This is a genomic window from Ruegeria sp. CDSA241, from assembly GCF_059611265.1.
In genome coordinates this window covers 1-17552 of record NZ_JBXWPF010000031.1, presented here as the reverse complement: position 1 = coordinate 17552, position 17552 = coordinate 1, and the positions used below count along the sequence as shown (strand labels likewise).

The window sequence follows — 17552 nt, the reverse complement described above, 5'->3', positions numbered from 1 at the left end:
AAAAGCTTCCCATTCAGCAACCTCCATGCAAACATCTGTTCTAATACAGAATTTGCACTTCGTTTGGGAATCCACCGACGTCGGAGGTGGCTGGTTTCGGTGGTCTGAGCGCGGTTTTGTCCACCCTTGGATGTTTCAAACAATAATTCTTGGTCTGGTATCGGTGCGTACTCTGTGTTGGCAAGTGCCACCCAAATTCAGAGTGCGTCACCGGCAGGCGTGTAATTCGGTTCTGTCGCAAACTTTTTAGATGGCAAAGCATCAGTGGATTTGGCGAGCAGTTTATCCCGCCAGTTGGATGAACTGCTGAAACGGACGGAGTCCGGGCGTGAATTGACCTTTGCGGATCATGTTGACCAGTTCTATGCCTGGCAGGACAGATGCGGTTGAAGCGAAGGATTTGAATCCCAGCATGGGTCTGATCCTTCGTTTGATAAATCGGTGATCCTGTTCAATGATGTTGTTGAGGTATTTCCGCCTGACCATATCGATTGGGATCGGACAACCAAAGCTCTTGAGCATCTTGTTGATCGCTTTGCTGCCAGCTGTATTGGCACCACTTTTGTCGATGACGATCTTGCGTGGCAATCCGTTCACCTCAAGCGCGGGGGCGAAGAACTTCGTCGCAGCGGCTTTATTCCGGCGCTCAGACAACATGAAATCCAGTGTCTTGCCGTGTTTGTCGATCGCTCGGTAAAGATAAACCCATTCGCCTTTCACTTTCACATAGGTTTCATCCATGCGCCACGAACGGTCTGTGGGACGCTTTCTGTACCGCGCTGCTTCAGCAATGAGGCCTGCGTATCGAATAACCCAGCGGTTCGGCGTTGCGTGATCCAGATCAACGCCACGTTCCGCCATGATTTCTCCCAAATTCCGGTATGAAACAACGTAGCGCAAGTAGAAGAAGACCGCGTGCAAGATGACGTCTTTCGGAAAATGTGCGCCCTTAAATGAGATCGTCACGGCCTGCTCCTGTCAAGTTCTAGCGCGCTACCAGAAATGCACTCGACCTGACAGGTAAGGACAAAGTTTGCGACGGAACCATTGCCGCCTGTAAGAACGCAGGCGCCGCTTGAGTGCTGGTGCGCGCGTGAACTTACTCCGAGGGCATTGGACGGCATCGGGGAATCCACATCCAGTGTGACTGGCCCATATGCTGCGCCTCTCATGTGGGGGCATCCGAACGAACAAGTGTAGAGCCAGGCTTTCAATAGACCAGACAACGCAAATTTGCTTCGCGAACCTGAAACAGAGCCTCCCGTGTTGCGGGGGAGATGGGTGCGCGAAAAAAACCAAAGATAGGAAAGAACCATGAAACACGCAGAAATCGATGCCATCCTGGAAGTTCACAGACTGGCGTTTGGAGAAACAGAGGGCGAAGTAACCGCTCAACTCGCCAAGGACTTCCTCAGCCACCCGGACACGATCTCGATCAGTGTCAAACGGGACGGGCAGATTGCAGGCAACTTGCTGTTTACGCCGTTCGTCTTCCAGGACCATCCGGACACAAAATGCTACCTGCTCGCACCTTGCGGCGTGTCGCCGGTGTATCAAGGCCATGGAGTCGGCAAGGAGCTGATGGAAACCAGTATCGAACACCTGAAGTCCATTGGAACGGATGCTGTGTTCGTGCTGGGCGTCCCCGACTTCTACCCCCGGTATGGTTTTGCCCCAACTGACAAACAGACGCCTTATCCTGATCTGTTGACGGCGCATGAAGCAAGGATGGCCCTTGAGCTGACAGCCGGAACGGTCGAGTGCTTGAACGGCACGACGATGGCGATCCCTCAGTTCATGCAAGCGCATTGGTGGGACACCTCAGGGCGCGAGTGACGCAAATACCGAGAACCAGACATTGGGCATTGATTGTTTAATGTCTGGTTTGTCCCGTATAGCAGACATCGGCGCTCGTCATTGTGAACTCTCGAATGTCTGCTGAGAGCCCATAGCGTGAATACGATTTTCACGCTGCGCGTGCTCGCAACGCCAATTTCACTCCGTCGTCTTTGTGTCCCATGCTGGGCATCCAGCATTCGACTTGGACACCTGCCTCAAAACGACTCAGCGGATCACGTGGACAGAACAATTGGCGTGGTGAACGACCCGGTTCGCAGTCGACCCAATAAAAATGTTCTCGATCCCCGGCTTGTGTGAGGCCAGCACGATGCAATCGATGCCCTTTTCATTTGCGAAATCAACGATCGCTCGGCCAGCGCTCCCCGAGATAAGCCGCGGTTTCGCACCCGGTAGCTCTGCAGCGTTCCGATGTATGCCCTCCTGAAGCTCTTTTCGCGTGTTTGCCAGAACTTCCTCAGGTATCTGGGATGCCACATATGCAGGGATCGGCTCCTGCACATGGAGCACTGTGAATTCCGCATCGGCACTCGCCAGCAAACGAGCAGCTTCAAATGAGGCCTGTGTATCGTGATCGTTGTCCAGCGCGACTGGAATCAGAATGTTCTAATACATGTTAGTCACCTTCGATCGCTCCAGCTACGATCATTCCGGCCTCCGCGGTGATACGGCACTCTAAACCGGTTCGGATTTCGAAGACTTACCCGCTTTCTTTGCTGTGCTTGCAACATCATCTATTGTTTTTTCCACAGCTTCGGTTTCCGCCGCAAATGCTGCACATCGGGCAACAGTTTCGAACCATTCCTGAGCGTCAGCCACGAGGCGTTCGGCTGAATGCTTCTGCCACTCTGCTATGGATTGCAGTGCTTTCGCCGGATCAGTCGGGTCTGCAGTAGACGCCGAGCGCGCAGCTTCTAGCGCGGTTCGAACAGCCTCGTGGCGCCTCTCAAACCAATGTTGAGCAAAGGCCTCTGCCTCTTTCAGTGATTTCTCCTGCGTGTCCCAGAATTGCTCAAGCTGAGCGCCTAAAAACGGATTGGCCGTAGTAGTCGGCTGCATCTGCTTGAAAACATCAACAAGTGGATTGGAGTAGCTTGATTTTGGCTTCTCTTCACGCATCGGAGATTCCTCCTCATCTTCCCAATGCTGAATGTTACCAAATCCCGTAGAAAATAACCTTAATGTAGATCAACCGGCGTCAACAAACGTGGGCAGTGGTGCTCTACAATCTAATGGCAGCATTTGTACCAACCTACTCGATTTGAATAGACTCCAGATAATAGATCACATTTGCCAACGGCACACCTGCGAACATCGGCTGGCCGTCAGGCATGGTCAGCGCAACTTTTTGGTCCGAATCCAAAGCTGGTCCAAAAATGGGCATTTCTCCGCCATGCGCGAGCAATGGTGCGCGACCATCAATTTGACGCGCCACCTCCTCAATCGGAAAAACGCCGTCGTTTTGGGCCGCAAGCCTGGTCAGATCAGGTGTCCTTATTGCCAGCATCTCCGCCATTGGACCATCCCCAGTGGCCTCAAATCCATGGCATTGCCAGCAATAGGTTCTGTAGAGATTGTGCCCGTTTTGAAGGTCAATATCCTGCGCCAGTGCAGCACTTGCAGCAAATATTGACAAAAGAAGTCCGCGATAAACTGGCATCTGTTCCTCCTCGAACGTCAGCATTTCGCGTTTAGACTACGCGGTATTGAGCGAACGCTTCATTGATCTCGCTCATATTCAGCCTTTGAGTACCAGCTGGGAAAAACTGCGACGAAAGTAAGTACACTGCAGTCGGTTCCGCTTGGCTGGTCGGTTCTTGGCGACCAATGACATAGATCAATTCAAAAAGGTACATTACATAGTAAAGCATGAATGTTTCAGCGGGATTGCCGTTCATCGCCTGCATCCAAATCAAACATGGTGATAAGCGGAATTGCAAAAGCGTGGAAATTCCACCGCAGGGGCTCGGAATGAATGGTGGCGAGCCCCTCGTTAGTGACTGGTGTACTTAACCGCGCTGTAGCTCGGTACACAGGCGTTTGTTCATTGAGGAGTGAAGCCAATGCATACGGCCGATCCACCGACACCTAAACTCCGACGCGCGCTTACTGCCCCGTTGCTTACGCTTTACGGACTAGGTGTCACCGTTGGTGCGGGAATCTATGTGCTTGTCGGTGCTACCGCTGAGGTCGCTGGTCCTTACGCCGCTGTTTCGTTTCTCATTGCAGCGCTCGTCGTTTCGCTGACGGCTTTGTCGTACGCCGAACTCGCGACACGTTATCCCGTAAGCGCGGGAGAAGCGGCATACGTCGAAGCGGGGTTTCAAAGAAACTGGATTGCCGTGTTGGTGGGTCTCGCCGTCGCTGCTTCGGGAGTGATATCGGCTTCGGCCGTTGCGATTGGAGCGGCCTCCTATCTTCACACCCTGACCAACCTTGGCACCACGTTGCTTACGATCGGCATCGTGTCGGTTATGGGACTGATTGCACTCTGGGGCATTGCGCAATCAGTATTTGTGGCGGCAGTGATCACGATCATCGAGATTTCGGGGCTCCTGTTTGTGATTGGCTGGGGCATGTCCGTGCAGGATCCGCAAGGCTATGCCTTCAGCGAGACGATTCCAGGTTTTGAGATCAACGCTTGGCGGGGCATTTTCGCGGCGTCGCTTCTGGCTTTCTTTGCCTTTGTTGGATTCGAGGACATGGCAAACGTCGCCGAAGAAGTAAAAGACCCAGTTCGCACAATTCCTAAGGCAATTCTCCTGACGCTCGTTCTGGCGACGGGTCTGTATCTGGCGACCTCAATTACGGTCCTGCTTGTTGTTCCTATCGATACCTTGTCGACGTCGACTGCCCCGCTTGCTTTGGTTTTTTCAAATGCACCCGAAGTAATCAAACAGGGGTTTGCCGCAGTCGCAGTCGTTGCAACAGTCAATGGCGTCCTGATCCAGATGATAATGGCGTCGCGGGTAATCTACGGCCTTGCCGACCGGGATCATCTGCCGAAAATACTGGCGAGTGTCCCGCAGGTAACCCAGACACCAGTCGTCGCAACCCTGCTGGTTGTGGCGCTAATCCTTCTACTGACCCAAACACTGCCGATCGGCACCCTAGCAGAACGCACATCTCAGATCGTCTTGGGGGTGTTTGTGCTAGTCAATTTCTCGCTGATCTTTTTGAAGTTGAAACCGGATTCAACCCGACAACATTTCCACGTACCTCTTGTCGTGCCAATCCTTGGTGTGCTGACCAGCACCCTGCTTTTTGGCGCCGGGTTTCTTTGAGAGAAAATCCGACGGCGTTAGGTTGCCAGAACGGGATCCGAATGACGTATGAACACTGATCGACCTACACTTGGAAGGCGGCTCTCTGACTGGTGGCACCGGACATTCGTTGATCTGGTCGCGCAATTACAATGGTCCTACATGCCACCGTTAATGGTGTACTTCGCGGCCGGAGTTTCGGGACTGACATCCGTCGTTGGCGCGTTTTTCCTCAAGGACTATCTGAATCTATCTGCTGCTTTCGTGGCGGGCTTGGCATTTTGGGCCGGATTGCCCTGGATTTTGAAAATGCCGCTTGGGCATCTGGTGGATCTGTTCTGGCGTTGGAAATCGCTGCTGATATTGGTTGGCGCGTCTCTTATCACGGCCTCGTTGCTTATCATGTATGGACTTGTGACCGCGCCTGCCCAGATGGCCGGGGTCATGCTGCTTGAGCATTGGTATGTCGTTGCCTTGATCCTGGCACCTTCTGGTTATGCCATTCAGGACGTCGTGGCAGATGCCATGACGGTCGAAGCGGTACCACAAACCAACCAAGATGGGTTCGCGTTTACGCATGAAGAAGTTCGTGCCCGCCACACTACCATGCAGACCCTGGGCAGGATTGCGATCATATCCGGGTTTGCGGGAGTCGCAGCGGTTAACATCTGGATTTTTTCGGGCGCGGAGGATCTGGATAAAAGCGATCGTTTGGTTCTCTACGGTCAGGTCTATCTCGTCGCTCTGGTTGTCCCCTTACTGTCGATCAGCGGAGTGGTTCTTCATGCTCTGATACAGCGTCGCCTCGTTAGTCTTGGGCACCTTCCACACAAACCGGATCAAGCCACCGAAGTAAGGTGGCCAATACTGCTGGGAGGTCTCGCGTTTGTTGTACTCAGCGTTGTGTTGGGAACCGCAAATTTCGCCTTTGCGCAAGAGACTGTTTTTGCGGTTTCGCTCACGGTCATTCTCTATCTCATGTCACGGCTGCTAAGGGAACTGGAGTCGAAACAGGCCAAGGTTCTGATCGGGACGGCGACAATCATTTTCGTTTTTCGCGCGGTCCCGTTGCCTGGTCCGGGATTGACCTGGTTCGAAATCGACGAGCTTGGGTTCGACGAACAGTTTCTGGCAATTCTGGCGCTCCTGACCTCACTACTAGCGCTGCTTGGCCTGATCATCCTCAGACCGTTTATGGCCAGTCGTTCCATCGCGCAGGTGGTGGTACTGCTCACCATTGCCGCCGGAGTGCTGGCCCTGCCTAACCTTGCTTTGTACTACGGAGTGCATGAATGGACGGCCGCGCACACAGGCGGGGTTGTGGATGCAAGATTCATCGCCATACTCGACACAGCCGTCGAGTCACCGCTGGGTCAGATCGCGATGGTCCCGATGCTGGCCTGGATCGCACGTAACGCCCCGACACATCTCAAAGCGACCTTTTTTGCTGTCATGGCGTCTTTCACCAACATGGCATTGTCGGCAAGTAGCTTGGGCACGAAATACCTAAACCAGGTATTTGTCGTGACTCGTGTCGTGACCGAACCCAGAACCGGTTCAGTTGCATCCATCGCTGACTATAGCCACTTGGGGAATTTGCTGATTACCGTGGGCCTGATCTCTGTCATAGTCCCACTGATTATGGTTTTTCTTGTGCAAAATTCACCATATCGGACAGGCGAATGAATACGCGGATCAATCGCTTTCATTGAGAAGTGTCTTGAGGTGCGACACCGGAACGCCAATATTCGAACCACCAAACTCGGGTAAGATCGCGGCGTTGATCGCAACCACCTTACCGTTTCGGTTCAACGCAGGTCCCCCGCTTCCTCCAGTTGTGGTCTCTGCATCATAAACAATGGCGCCAGGACTGGTCTGGGCTACGATTCCCCGGCTGGCCAGGGGGCGGATTTTATTTTGTTCCGAAAGATGGGTGGCAATTGTCCAGAAATCCACGGCGCCTTTATTCTCTAGTGTTTTCAGAAAGCCCGGACCGGCCTGCGCGATAAGAGCCTTCAGGCCGGTTGGATATCCAAGCAGGAAAACTTCCTCTCCCGCTCGCGGTGGCTCATCTGCAAGTAACAGTCCAAGACCCCGAACGCGTGTGGCGTCGATAGAGAGAAGCGCCAGATCTGCGGTTTCGCTTGCTTTATGCAAGACAGCCTTAATTGGTACAGTTTGATCAGGCAAATAGACCAGCAAACTCAGCATCTCGGCCTCCAGCGCTGCGGCCTGAAGGGCTTGCGCACGGTCGCCAGTGGTCCAGGGCAAGGCGACATGACGGTTGGTCACCAACAGAGGCGGGTCCTGTAGAAGAAACCCGGTTCCGGTAAACTGAAACTCAGCAGGCTCGCCCATCGCATCTGGTTCGAGCCACGGTTGTCCAAATGGCGTTTGCAGTTTCTCTCCATCGGGGCCAACCACATGCCGCAGCAATTTCCCGCTTTTGATCTGCCGCAATCCATAGGCGCCCTGGACGAACGCGACGGAACGCGTAGAGGCTGTGATAATCCGCGTTGATGCGCCTGCGCGTTCCTCCAGCGTGCCAAGACGCTGCTCAGTGGACAGCACCTGACTCTCGAAAGCGTCTTTGAGTGCACCCAAATCCTCTGGCGTCAACGAGTCTTCCCGGGTCTGTGCCAGCATAACGGCAACTGCTTCGATCTTACGGGATTCTCGTTCCAGGCTGTCCGCCAGCTTCCTGTCGTTCTGAAACAGTAAATACCCAAATACGGCGATCAGAAGGATTGCGCCAATAACGGTGATCCTGAAGAGAATTGTGGTTTGTGATGTTAGCCGACGCCCACTTTCGCGCAGTGCACCGGAAATTTTTCTTGGAAAGGGTTGACGGCTTGTTCTCGCATATGCGTACGCGTCGCTTAGGATATCCTCGACCGTGCGATGTGCAGGGAATGAGTGGTCGCACACCCTGTAGCGGGACATCGGGCCTTTTTCGCCGAATTCGATCATGTCGCCGTGCCTGAGGTCAGCCGAAGCGACCTTGTGACCGTTGACCCAGATATTCCGATCAGACAACGCGTTTAACGTGTAACCGTCATTTGACCACTGAAGAGTCGCAATGTCTTCGTCATAAGCTGGCACATCTTCTTTCGGTCTCAGCCTCAAGGTACGGTCCGGACTGACCGAGGCCGACACAGCGTTGTCGGCAAGCCAGACTACGGTCCCGCGGGACGGGCCGGTCAAGCTCTCCAGGAATGCACGGACATTACCTGTATCAACTCCTGTGTCGCCTTGGTCCGGTGTCCGCATGGCCCATCTCTGTTTAATAGCGCTATACCCACTCTATCATGGGCAACCTCGAAACTTCCACGTTTGGCAATAAAGCACACATTCAGAGTATGCCCGGGAGCGGTTCTCCGGCGGTTAATTGTTACCGTCGAGTTAATTGCAAATAGGTGATGCTATCAGGAGAGGTCCAATCACCGACCGACCGGCCTTCTGTACATGTTGACCCGATCATGGTGAACGTGCGTGCGCTTCAAATTTGCTTACTTGGATGTGACCTTGATCTTACGCAAGCGGGTGTTCTGTCAGCCGCCTAGTTTGGCTCAGGTGCAAAAACTTATTTAGGTCTCTTGTGCAACCGAGCGTCTAAAAAGCAGCAGACTTGTTGCCAGAAGGATCGCGCCCAAGCACGCCATCCATACAAACTCTGCCCAGACCGTCTCGATCCCGGCACCTTTGAAAATGATGGACTGACTGGCTGACATGTAGTGACGGGATGGGAGGATAGATGTTCCAATCTGAAGCCAGCCGGGCTGCCCTTCGATTGGCGTCTCTCCTCCTGACAGCATCAACATTGGAAGCACCGTCAGCATAACCAAAAGTGCGAATTGAGCCATTGAGCGCGCAATCGTCGCAAGAAACACCCCAAGCGCCGTCGCCGTGAAGAGAAAGAGAACTGTGCCAAATAAAAACAACACCTTCGATCCCGCGATGCTGATCCCCAGGAAGTCTTGCATAACAAAGGTCAGCGATAGGGCGGTCGCTACCAGAACCACCGCCGCGTTTGCCCAGATCTTGGCGACCGCAATGTCAAATGGAGTAAGCGGCATCGCCAGCAGGTGTTCGATTGTTCCATGCTCGCGCTCACGGATCATGGCAGCACCGGTAAGGATTGTGGTCAGCCACATGATCTGACCGATCAACGCGACGATACCGGCGAAACGAACAGTGTCGCGATTTGGATTAAATGCGCTGCGCACAATGATATCGATGGGCGGCGGGTCTAACAATTCTGCTCCGACGGCAAAGCGCCGGATCTCGGCGCTCAAGATATTGATGATGTAGTTCGCTCCAATTCCGGCCTGCTCCATCGCTGTCGCATCGATCAAAACCTGAATTTCTGGCGCGCGCCTGGCTCGAACATCTTTCTCGAACCCTGGTGGCACTGCGACTACGAACAGGAAATGCCCTGCATCCATCTTTTCGGCCCCGGTGCCCGGTGCGATCTGGACAACGGGTTGGAATTCAGGCGGAAAAAACGCTGAGGCAAGCGAGCGTGAAAGAGGCGAGCCATCCTCGTCGGCAAATGCAATGGATGCATTGTTGACCGAGTTTGAAACGCCCGTTGCCTCCATTACGGGCGCCAGCGTGAATGACCAGACAAGCAGCGCCATCATCACCCAGTCGCGCCGAAGGCTCATCATTTCTTTCAAACCAAGCCAGAATATGCGGGACAATCGTTGCATTCACTTCTCCTGCGCTCGGAGTAACAGTGCAGCGATCAAGGTTAGCGCGGGCCCGAAACAGGCAAGGGCCAAAAGGTCGGGGGCAAGTGCATCCCAGCTAAGACCTTTGGTGAACGCGCCGACGTTTAGATGCAGGAAATAGGAAGAAGGCCAAAGCGATCCAATCGTCTGAGCGCCGCCTTCCAACGTCGAGATCGGTTGTAGCAGCCCGGAGAATTGAATGGTCGGCACCACCGACGCGATAGCGGTGGCAAAAGTTGCGGCTACCTGGCTCGACGTTATGGTCGCAATAAGCAGTCCATAAGATGTGGTTGCCCAAACATATAGGAAAGCACCAATTGCAAGCGGCACCGGATTTCCTTTTAGGGGCACGCCAAAAATGAAGATCGTCATCGCTGCCAAAAGTAGGAAATTGACGAACGCTATCGCGATATAGGGGATCTGTTTGCCAACCAGAAATTCGAGCCGCGTCGTTGGCGTTGCGTAGAAATTGGTGATCGTGCCCAACTCTTTCTCCCGCGCGACACTAACAGCCATCAAAACGGCCGGCAGCATTATCAACAGGATCGCAGGCATGGCAGGGGCCATTGCAGCGATACTTTCAAAGCTTTGATTGTATCGGAAGCGCGGTTCGATGCGAGCGATTTCGACCGACTGCTCGCCACTTTGGCGGGCCAGTACTTCCAGAAACGTACTGTGAAGCCCGGCCACATAGCCCTCTATTGTCTCACCCTTGAACGGTATCGCACCGTCCACAATTGCCAAGACTTCAGTTGGCTCGCCGGCGCGCAACTTGCGACCAAAATCGGGTGGGAGTTCGACAACCAACGAGATGTCTCCTTTGGCCAACCGCTCGCGGCCGTCTTCAAAACTGGCCAGAGGCACCGTGGGGTTGAAATAGCGCGAACCAGAAATCTCGGCGATATAGGTACGACTCTCAGGCGTTTGAGACAGGTCGAGCACCGCGAAATCCAGGTCTTCTATGTCCAAAGTGATCCCATAGCAAAAGACCAACATCAGGATCACCGAGCCAAGGAAAGCAAAAGCCAAACGGACGCGATCGCGCAGAACCTCGGTTGTTTCGCGCCGTGCATAGGCCAGTATGCGCCCGATACTTCCGGCAGCGCCCGGGTTGACAGCATCAACCGAAATTTTGGGTGCTGCTACCGGCTCAGGCGGCTCGACGGCCTCCAGGACAGAGATGAACGCACCTTCCAGACTGTCCGACTGCGCCGTTGCGTTCAACTCATCTGGTGTACCTTCAGCTAATACCCGGCCTGCATGCATGAAAGAAACGCGATCACAGCGCTCTGCTTCGGTCATGAAATGTGTCGAGACGAAAATCGTTACATCATCGTCTCGCGACAGCTCGATTAACAGCGCCCAAAACGAGTCGCGCGCCTCGGGGTCCACGCCCGAGGTTGGCTCATCCAGGATCAACACCCGAGGCCGGTGGATCACGGCGACGGCAAGGGAAAGACGCTGCTTGATACCCAGCGGAAGCGCCGACGCCAGCGTGCCCATATGTGCCTTAAGGCCAAAACGTTCGGCCAATTCATCAATGCGTTCTACACGATCTTTGATCGCAAAGATGCGGGCGTGCAACTGGAGGTTTTGTTGAACGGTCAGCTCACCATAAAGCGAGAATGCCTGGCTCATATACCCGATCTCGCGGCGCATCCTAAGATCGCGCGCATCCACCGGTCTGCCGAACAGCAGCGCCTCTCCCTCACTTGCTGGCAGAAGACCTGTCAGCATTTTCATGGTGGTTGACTTGCCGCAGCCGTTTGATCCGAGGAAGCCAAAGATTTCGCCTCGGTGGATCGAGAATTCGACATCGTCGACGGCAGTAAAATTGCCAAAGCGCCGGGTCAACCCACGCGCCGTGATTACCGCGTCTGCGCCTTGATGGTGCATAGGTACCTTGTTCGACACAAACCGGGGTTCCCCTCGTGCCTGTAGCTGCCTGTAAGATGTTTCAAGATCCCGGGCTTTACCCTTCAGCTTGGCAGGGGGGCCGTGAAATATCACCCGACCGGCATCCATCGCTACGATAAAATCGAATTGTTCGGCTTCCTCCATATAGGCCGTTGAAACCAGTATGGAGAGACCGGGCGTTTCTTCTCGGACCGCGTCTATCAGCGCCCAGAATTGGCGCCGCGACAGGGGATCAATTCCGGTCGTCGGTTCGTCCAGTACCAGAAACTTAGGGTCGTGGATCAGCGCACAACACAGTCCAAGTTTCTGCTTCATTCCGCCCGAAAGTTTGCCCATAAGCCGGTCCGAAAAGGGCGCAAGTCCGGTCGCTGACAGCAAGGCCGCGATCCTGATTTCACGCTCCTGTTGCCCCTGTCCGAAAAGACGTGAAAAGAACTCGAGATTCTCACGCACAGACAGTTCCGCGTATAAGTTGCGGCCCAACCCCTGCGGCATAAATGCGATCGCCGGGCACACGCGGTGACGGTGCGCGCGGTCACCTATTGATCCCCCGAGAACATCAATTTCCCCGGACTGAAGTTGCTTTGCGCCGGTAATCAATCCCAGCAGCGTTGACTTGCCAACCCCGTCTGGCCCGATCAATCCGATAAGCTGGCCAGTTGGCAGAACCAGCGAAAGGTTATCCAACGCAACATGCTGTCGGTACGTGTGTGTGACACCGTTGATGCAGAAACCCGATGAGCCCCCCTCGGCGCTCATTCGAACAGCTCGGGTGGAATTCGTCTATCCAGATCATCTGGCCACGCGCCATCGGAAGTAAGTCGGATCACTGCAATGCCGCGAAGGCCGGTCTTCACATGCTCAATCCGCGCCGTAACCAAATCCCTGGGAATGCGAACCCGAACGCGAAACACCAGCTGCTCCCGTTCGCTCAAAGTTTCTACCTGCTTGGGAGTGAATTGAGCTTCGGGAGAGACGAAGGTTACGGTTGCTGGGATGGCAAATTCCGGCAACGCATCAAGCACGATGCGCGCCTCGGCACCGATGGGCAATAGCCCCGCTTCGCGTGCAGGCAGGAAGACCTCCATATAGACGTTTTCCAAACTGAGTAACGTCAAGATCGGTTCGCCCGCTCCAACGACCTCACCGGGCTCGGCCAGTCGATACAGAATACGCCCCGGCATGGGAGCGATGAGGGAACCATCCTCTATTTGTGCCGCAATCCGGCGCACCTCGGCTTCTGCGGCGGCAATCTGGCTATCCGCCGTTGCAACCCGGGCCTTGGCCGCGCCCAGCACGGCATCCGCAACCTGAAACGCGGTTTCACGATCCTCAAAGACAGTCATCGAGATATTCTGACCGGCCAGCAACGCCTTTGCCCGGTCAAGCTCCTGCGAAGCGCGACGCTGCTGGCTTTCTCGCTGGATGACCACGGCTTCGGCTTCGGCCTTGGTTTGGCGCGCCAGCGCAACCTGGGCACTGGCACGGTCAAGGGCTGCAGATAATTCATCTGTATCCATTTCAACCAGCAGTTCACCCGAAGCAACCAGGCTGCCCTCTGCTGCCATGACCCGAGCAACACGCCCGGCAAAGGTTGGAGCGATTTCTACTTGTTCAGCCTCGATCCGCCCATTGCCCTGTACAAACCCAGCCGGCAATTCATCACTGTCTTCTGCGACGAAAAAATAAACAGCTGCACCTGCAAGTAGGAGCGCTATGGCGATCAGAATTGCGCGTACGTTCTTTTTCATGGCCCCGCGCACATTAGTTAATTTTCTATTTTAATTTAGCTCGCTCTCGAAGTGATGCCTTGAGTTGGATCAAACAGGTTCTATCTGATGATTGTCCAAGTGCTTATCGGGTACGAAATTGAGGCACAGGTCTGGTTGTTGGCCCACATCCACGGCCCAATGAGGCTTTCGGGTTGTGACTCTCTATGACGGCTGCGCCAAATTGGTCGCAATGATGCGCAAGGGCAAGCATCCCGAAGTCGAAATAAATGCCCAGTTGTCCATCTGTCGTGTCAAAGCTCTTACGAGTCACGCTTCCAACGTTCAGATAAAACAAACACTGCGTCAGCGTTGCTGGCTGTCGTTCCTACTTCGGCAACATGAAGAACTCTTCAAGTACAATTTTCCCATCTGCTACCGAATAAACTGCGATCTCGCACAAGGTCATGTGTTGCCCTGTAGCCTTCTGCGTTACGTTAACCTTATATCGAACACCGAAGCGGTTTGGGGGATGAACATAGGGGCCATCCACGTCGAATTCGACGATTTCATGAGCTGCCAGCCAGTCCTCTCTTTTTCCCTTTATAGCATCCCGGCCCTTGGTGATGCGAAACTGTCGAACCGGAGGCACAACCGCCTCAATAGATTGAGCGTTTTCGGCATACATTTCACCAACGTTTGCAAGACCTCTGCGATCACGCATTGCCTGAACGAATGTTCGTCCAATCTCGACTAATTCTTCCATGATAGCCCCCCAATTTCAGCCTCAACTGTATCACATCGTACCTTTGCCAATCTTGACAGGGATCAATAAAACTAGATGTTCGCGAAGGATTTAGATCAGGATCGTGAGGACGACTTGCACAGTGGAAATGAGCGGCCCAATTCCCGGCGCCGTCTTCAGCCAGTGCGCTATTAGACAACGCCTTCAGAACCAACTGTTTCCGATCATTTCTCTCCGGCGGGTGCTGAAATCGAAGAAGCGGATCTTACCGATTTGTTCCGCCAAGATAAGCAAACCAATAGGCCAAGGCAACTCCTCCCGCCCCGCCGACAATGTTACCCAGTGTGACCCATAGCAGATTGGCCGCCGCTGCGAAAACCGGCACAGTTGCTCCCGCTGCCCAGCCCTGCGGGAAGAAATACATGTTGGCAATCGAATGCTCGAGCCCCAGCAACACAAATGCAGAGACGGGCCACAGGACCGCTAGAATTTTTCCGGCGACGCTCCGGGCGGCGAAGGACAGCCATACGGCAAGGCAGACCAGCCCGTTGCACAATGCGCCGCGGGCGAAAGCCTCCATCGGTTCCAACCCCGCTTTGGCATCGGCTACCATTATGGCAGTGCTACCCATCGGCCCCTCGAGCAAGCCGGTCAGGGCGAAGGCCAATGCAAGCCCAACGGCACCCACGAAGTTACCAACGTAGACGATGCCCCAACTTCGGAACAGCAGCCGCAGCGGTATCTTGCGATCGACCGCTGCGATCACCATCAAAACATTTCCGGTGAACAATTCTGCACCACCTGCGATCACCAGGATAAGGCCCAGGGAAAACACTGCTCCTCCCAGAACGCGGATCGGCCCCGAAGCGCTGTCTGCCCCCGTGACCGCCATCGTATAGGCCGCTGCGCCAAACCCTATGAATGCTCCAGCCAGCATCGCAAGAACGAACATGGGTGCTAGTGGCAGCTTTGCCTTTGCGACCCCGGCAGTCTCAACTAACGTTGCAATTTCAGCGGGTTTATGAGCATCGAACAGGGCCGGGGGGTTCATGTGGCGCTCCAGAGTTGGCACGAGTTTACGTAGCAGGAAGTTTAATCCTGTCTTCTGACCTTGAACTAACGCGCAAATAAAACCGGAAGCCTATCTGTTCCCTCTGAGTTCGGATAGTTCCTCTTAACACAGTTTGGCGCGCGGTCATGGCCATAGGTACCCATGAGATCTACTTCAGCTTCCGCTTTCGCGAGATCTCAACGCAGAACTTTTCGATCCTCATCGTTTAGCGCCGATTGGGGCCAAGTTTGAAAATCAGGCAACGGTTAGAACAGCACAAGTGGCATTCTGACTGATGCCTAGAGAGGTGCTCCCTTGAATTAGGCTCCCAATGCTTCCCAATCCACGGCGACCCGTCACAATCAGGTCAGCTTTGCATTGCTCGGCACATGCGATGATCTGGTCGACGGGATCTCCGCGTTGGGTATGCGTTTGCGAAACCGTCTGATTGTACTCTTCGACAATCTCTCTACCAGCGGAAATAATCTTGGTTGCTGCCTGATGCACCTCTTCGTCTGAAGGCATTGTCGTGACGGCGTGATAGCCAGCCAATGCGCCCATTGCGAACGCCACGGTTTGGGGCTGAGGTGTATGAACAAGGTGAATTTGGGAGCCATATTTGCTTGAAATATCACAGGCAACGCGCAGAGCTGCTTCTGACGCCTCAGATCCATCCAAGCCAACTACGATCTTTTTGAACATGTTGCACTCCCTCCTTAGTGAGGGGTTAGTATGGGCGAGCTTGAAGTAGTTAACTTTGACTCAAATCAACACTTTTCACTGCAGGTTCGAACGTAGTCGTCCGTCTATTTCTAGAAGATACACGGTAACTGAACCAATTTTAAAGAATGTTAGGAGTTGCAAACGGGTCATCCCAAAAGGGGCAACAGCGCATAATTATTGCGAAAAACCTCGCGCAGACGCTGCATTTTTTCAAAGGGTATCAAGTTAAGCCCAATGATAAAGATCAAGGGAAATGGCGAGAAGAATTGCTATTAGGGACGTGCGTTTCAGTTCGTTTGGCAAGGTTGGCAGATTGCCCACGACATGAGATTCAATCTTATTTCTGGGGAATACAACGATGCCTTCCTCTCCGCCTTGGGTTCGCCCAGTTACGATAGCCGCAGTACTCTTTGGTCTCCTGACCATTTTCTCAGGAGGAACAGCCCTGTTTGGGGGTGCTGCTGCCAGAGCTGCAGTCGGAGATTCAGTTCCATTCGTGCTTTGGTTCAATTTTCTGGCTGGATTTATCTATTTGCTAGGCGCTTTGGCGCTCTATAAATCCACAATCTGGGCACAACGAATTGCCTGGTTGCTTGGCTTATCTACACTATTGGTGTTCGTTGTTCTGATACTAGTGGCACTTAGTGGAACGCCGTTTGAATGGCGAACGGTCGGCGCAATGACCATACGCAGTGCATTCTGGTTAACTGTAGCTTTCGCGCTTTCCAAAACCGCATAAGCCAGCCAATGGGTGCCTCACCCGCGCCCAAATAACTTGGCAAGACAGGCACTTTTGATTGGGATCAAAGGTATTCCTCTCGGCCATCGCTCTCGCTGCTACAGTCCTATTCTGGCTGTAAATCAATGAGTCTGGAGCCTACGGAACCGTAGAAGGCTAAACGGCTAAGATTGCGCATTTATCAACGATGTAGCCAGAGAAACCGGTTACGAAACGAAGCTGATCAACGCCGGCGGTCACCCCCGCTGGTCGTGGTTTCTTGGCTCGTAGCCTATCGAAACGGGACGTTGGCAAATCTGAAATGGTGGCTTGCCGGAAGCACTGCGATCACCGTGTTGGCATGGGTCAACGTGTTCAATGAGGCTCAAATCAACGATTATCTAATCATGCAGATGTGAGACAATGACAAAACAAACTGTGGTGCTGGATAGCACTTTGACCTGCCCTCGGTGTGGGCACGTTGAAACCGAGAAAATGCCAACTGACTCGTGCCAGTGGTTTTATGAATGCAAATCATGCAAGGCAGTCTTGAAACCGTTAGAAGGCGATTGCTGTGTTTTTTGTTCCTACGCAACTGTCCCGTGCCCGCCAATTCAGTCAGGTGACTGCTGTTGTGGATAAGCGGGCCGCAACCGCAACATCCGAGAAAGGTGTTGATTGTCCGCATTGGCTCGTCGGCCAAAGTTTGCAAAGTCTGGTTTCTGCGCATCGCGACCATCAAACTCGCACAACTCTGCGCCAGTGCTGAGCCTCCCCAACTGAACTGGTCCCCCGTTATGTATAGGAAACGGAGGACCTAGAATGGCAAACAAGAG

General features: G+C 53.8%; 16 protein-coding genes. 4 read left to right on the top strand and 12 right to left on the bottom strand.

From position 1 onward, the window contains the following. Positions 1-282: 282 nt before the first annotated feature. Positions 283-966: an IS6 family transposase gene (locus AC2FJV_RS19755; protein ID WP_496690558.1), complete on the bottom strand. Its 684-nt coding sequence runs from the start codon at positions 964-966 to the stop codon at positions 283-285. A 348-nt stretch (positions 967-1314) separates the two neighbouring features. Between AC2FJV_RS19755 and AC2FJV_RS19750 the strand changes: the two genes are divergently transcribed. Further along, on the top strand, positions 1315-1836 hold the full coding sequence (locus AC2FJV_RS19750; RefSeq protein WP_496693691.1) for a GNAT family N-acetyltransferase: 522 nt from the start codon (positions 1315-1317) through the stop codon (positions 1834-1836). Positions 1837-2064: 228 nt separating this feature from the next. Here AC2FJV_RS19750 and AC2FJV_RS19745 read toward each other — a convergent pair whose 3' ends face one another. The 4 genes from AC2FJV_RS19745 to AC2FJV_RS19730 form a co-directional block, all read right to left on the bottom strand. Beyond that, positions 2065-2454: a universal stress protein gene (locus tag AC2FJV_RS19745; protein WP_496714452.1), complete on the bottom strand. Its 390-nt coding sequence runs from the start codon at positions 2452-2454 to the stop codon at positions 2065-2067. A 78-nt stretch (positions 2455-2532) separates the two neighbouring features. After that, positions 2533-2976 carry a phasin family protein gene (locus AC2FJV_RS19740; protein WP_496714450.1) on the bottom strand — a complete coding sequence of 148 codons (444 nt, stop codon included), beginning with the start codon at positions 2974-2976 and terminating at the stop codon, positions 2533-2535. 133 nt (positions 2977-3109) lie between these two features. Further along, positions 3110-3517 carry a c-type cytochrome gene (locus tag AC2FJV_RS19735; RefSeq protein ID WP_142636019.1) on the bottom strand — a complete coding sequence of 136 codons (408 nt, stop codon included), beginning with the start codon at positions 3515-3517 and terminating at the stop codon, positions 3110-3112. 31 nt (positions 3518-3548) lie between these two features. Beyond that, positions 3549-3764, bottom strand: a complete 216-nt coding sequence (locus tag AC2FJV_RS19730) for a hypothetical protein (RefSeq protein WP_142636020.1) — start codon at positions 3762-3764, stop codon at positions 3549-3551. A gap of 156 nt (positions 3765-3920) precedes the next feature. Here AC2FJV_RS19730 and AC2FJV_RS19725 point away from each other — a divergent pair, with 156 nt between their 5' ends. Further along, a complete protein-coding gene (locus AC2FJV_RS19725; RefSeq protein WP_281973017.1) occupies positions 3921-5141 on the top strand; it encodes an APC family permease in 1221 nt (406 codons plus the stop codon). 48 nt (positions 5142-5189) lie between these two features. Next, entirely contained in the window at positions 5190-6806 is a 1617-nt protein-coding gene (locus AC2FJV_RS19720; RefSeq protein WP_281973016.1) for an MFS transporter, read from the top strand. A 9-nt stretch (positions 6807-6815) separates the two neighbouring features. On the opposite strand, the gene AC2FJV_RS19715 is transcribed toward AC2FJV_RS19720, so the two are convergent. The 7 genes from AC2FJV_RS19715 to AC2FJV_RS19685 form a co-directional block, all read right to left on the bottom strand. Beyond that, positions 6816-8390, bottom strand: a complete 1575-nt coding sequence (locus AC2FJV_RS19715) for a trypsin-like peptidase domain-containing protein (protein ID WP_281995025.1) — start codon at positions 8388-8390, stop codon at positions 6816-6818. A 317-nt stretch (positions 8391-8707) separates the two neighbouring features. After that, entirely contained in the window at positions 8708-9832 is a 1125-nt protein-coding gene (locus AC2FJV_RS19710; protein ID WP_496693696.1) for an ABC transporter permease, read from the bottom strand. Further along, positions 9833-12529: a ribosome-associated ATPase/putative transporter RbbA gene (gene rbbA, locus AC2FJV_RS19705; protein ID WP_496714448.1), complete on the bottom strand. Its 2697-nt coding sequence runs from the start codon at positions 12527-12529 to the stop codon at positions 9833-9835. Next, positions 12526-13521 carry an HlyD family secretion protein gene (locus AC2FJV_RS19700; protein ID WP_496714446.1) on the bottom strand — a complete coding sequence of 332 codons (996 nt, stop codon included), beginning with the start codon at positions 13519-13521 and terminating at the stop codon, positions 12526-12528. Before AC2FJV_RS19700 ends, rbbA begins: the two co-directional genes overlap by 4 nt. Before the next feature lie 346 nt (positions 13522-13867). Continuing rightward, positions 13868-14245, bottom strand: coding sequence for a SnoaL-like domain-containing protein (locus AC2FJV_RS19695; protein ID WP_496690567.1), 378 nt, complete (start codon positions 14243-14245; stop codon positions 13868-13870). Between the two features lie 244 nt (positions 14246-14489). Then, positions 14490-15275: a formate/nitrite transporter family protein gene (locus AC2FJV_RS19690; protein ID WP_496690568.1), complete on the bottom strand. Its 786-nt coding sequence runs from the start codon at positions 15273-15275 to the stop codon at positions 14490-14492. A gap of 255 nt (positions 15276-15530) precedes the next feature. Then, the gene (locus tag AC2FJV_RS19685) at positions 15531-15977 is read right to left on the bottom strand and encodes a universal stress protein (RefSeq protein WP_496690569.1); all 447 of its coding nucleotides are present in this window, start codon (positions 15975-15977) and stop codon (positions 15531-15533) included. A 1162-nt stretch (positions 15978-17139) separates the two neighbouring features. Between AC2FJV_RS19685 and AC2FJV_RS19680 the strand changes: the two genes are divergently transcribed. After that, complete coding sequence (locus AC2FJV_RS19680; protein WP_496690570.1) at positions 17140-17358, top strand: GDCCVxC domain-containing (seleno)protein; 219 nt, start codon at positions 17140-17142, stop codon at positions 17356-17358. Positions 17359-17552 lie beyond the last annotated feature (194 nt).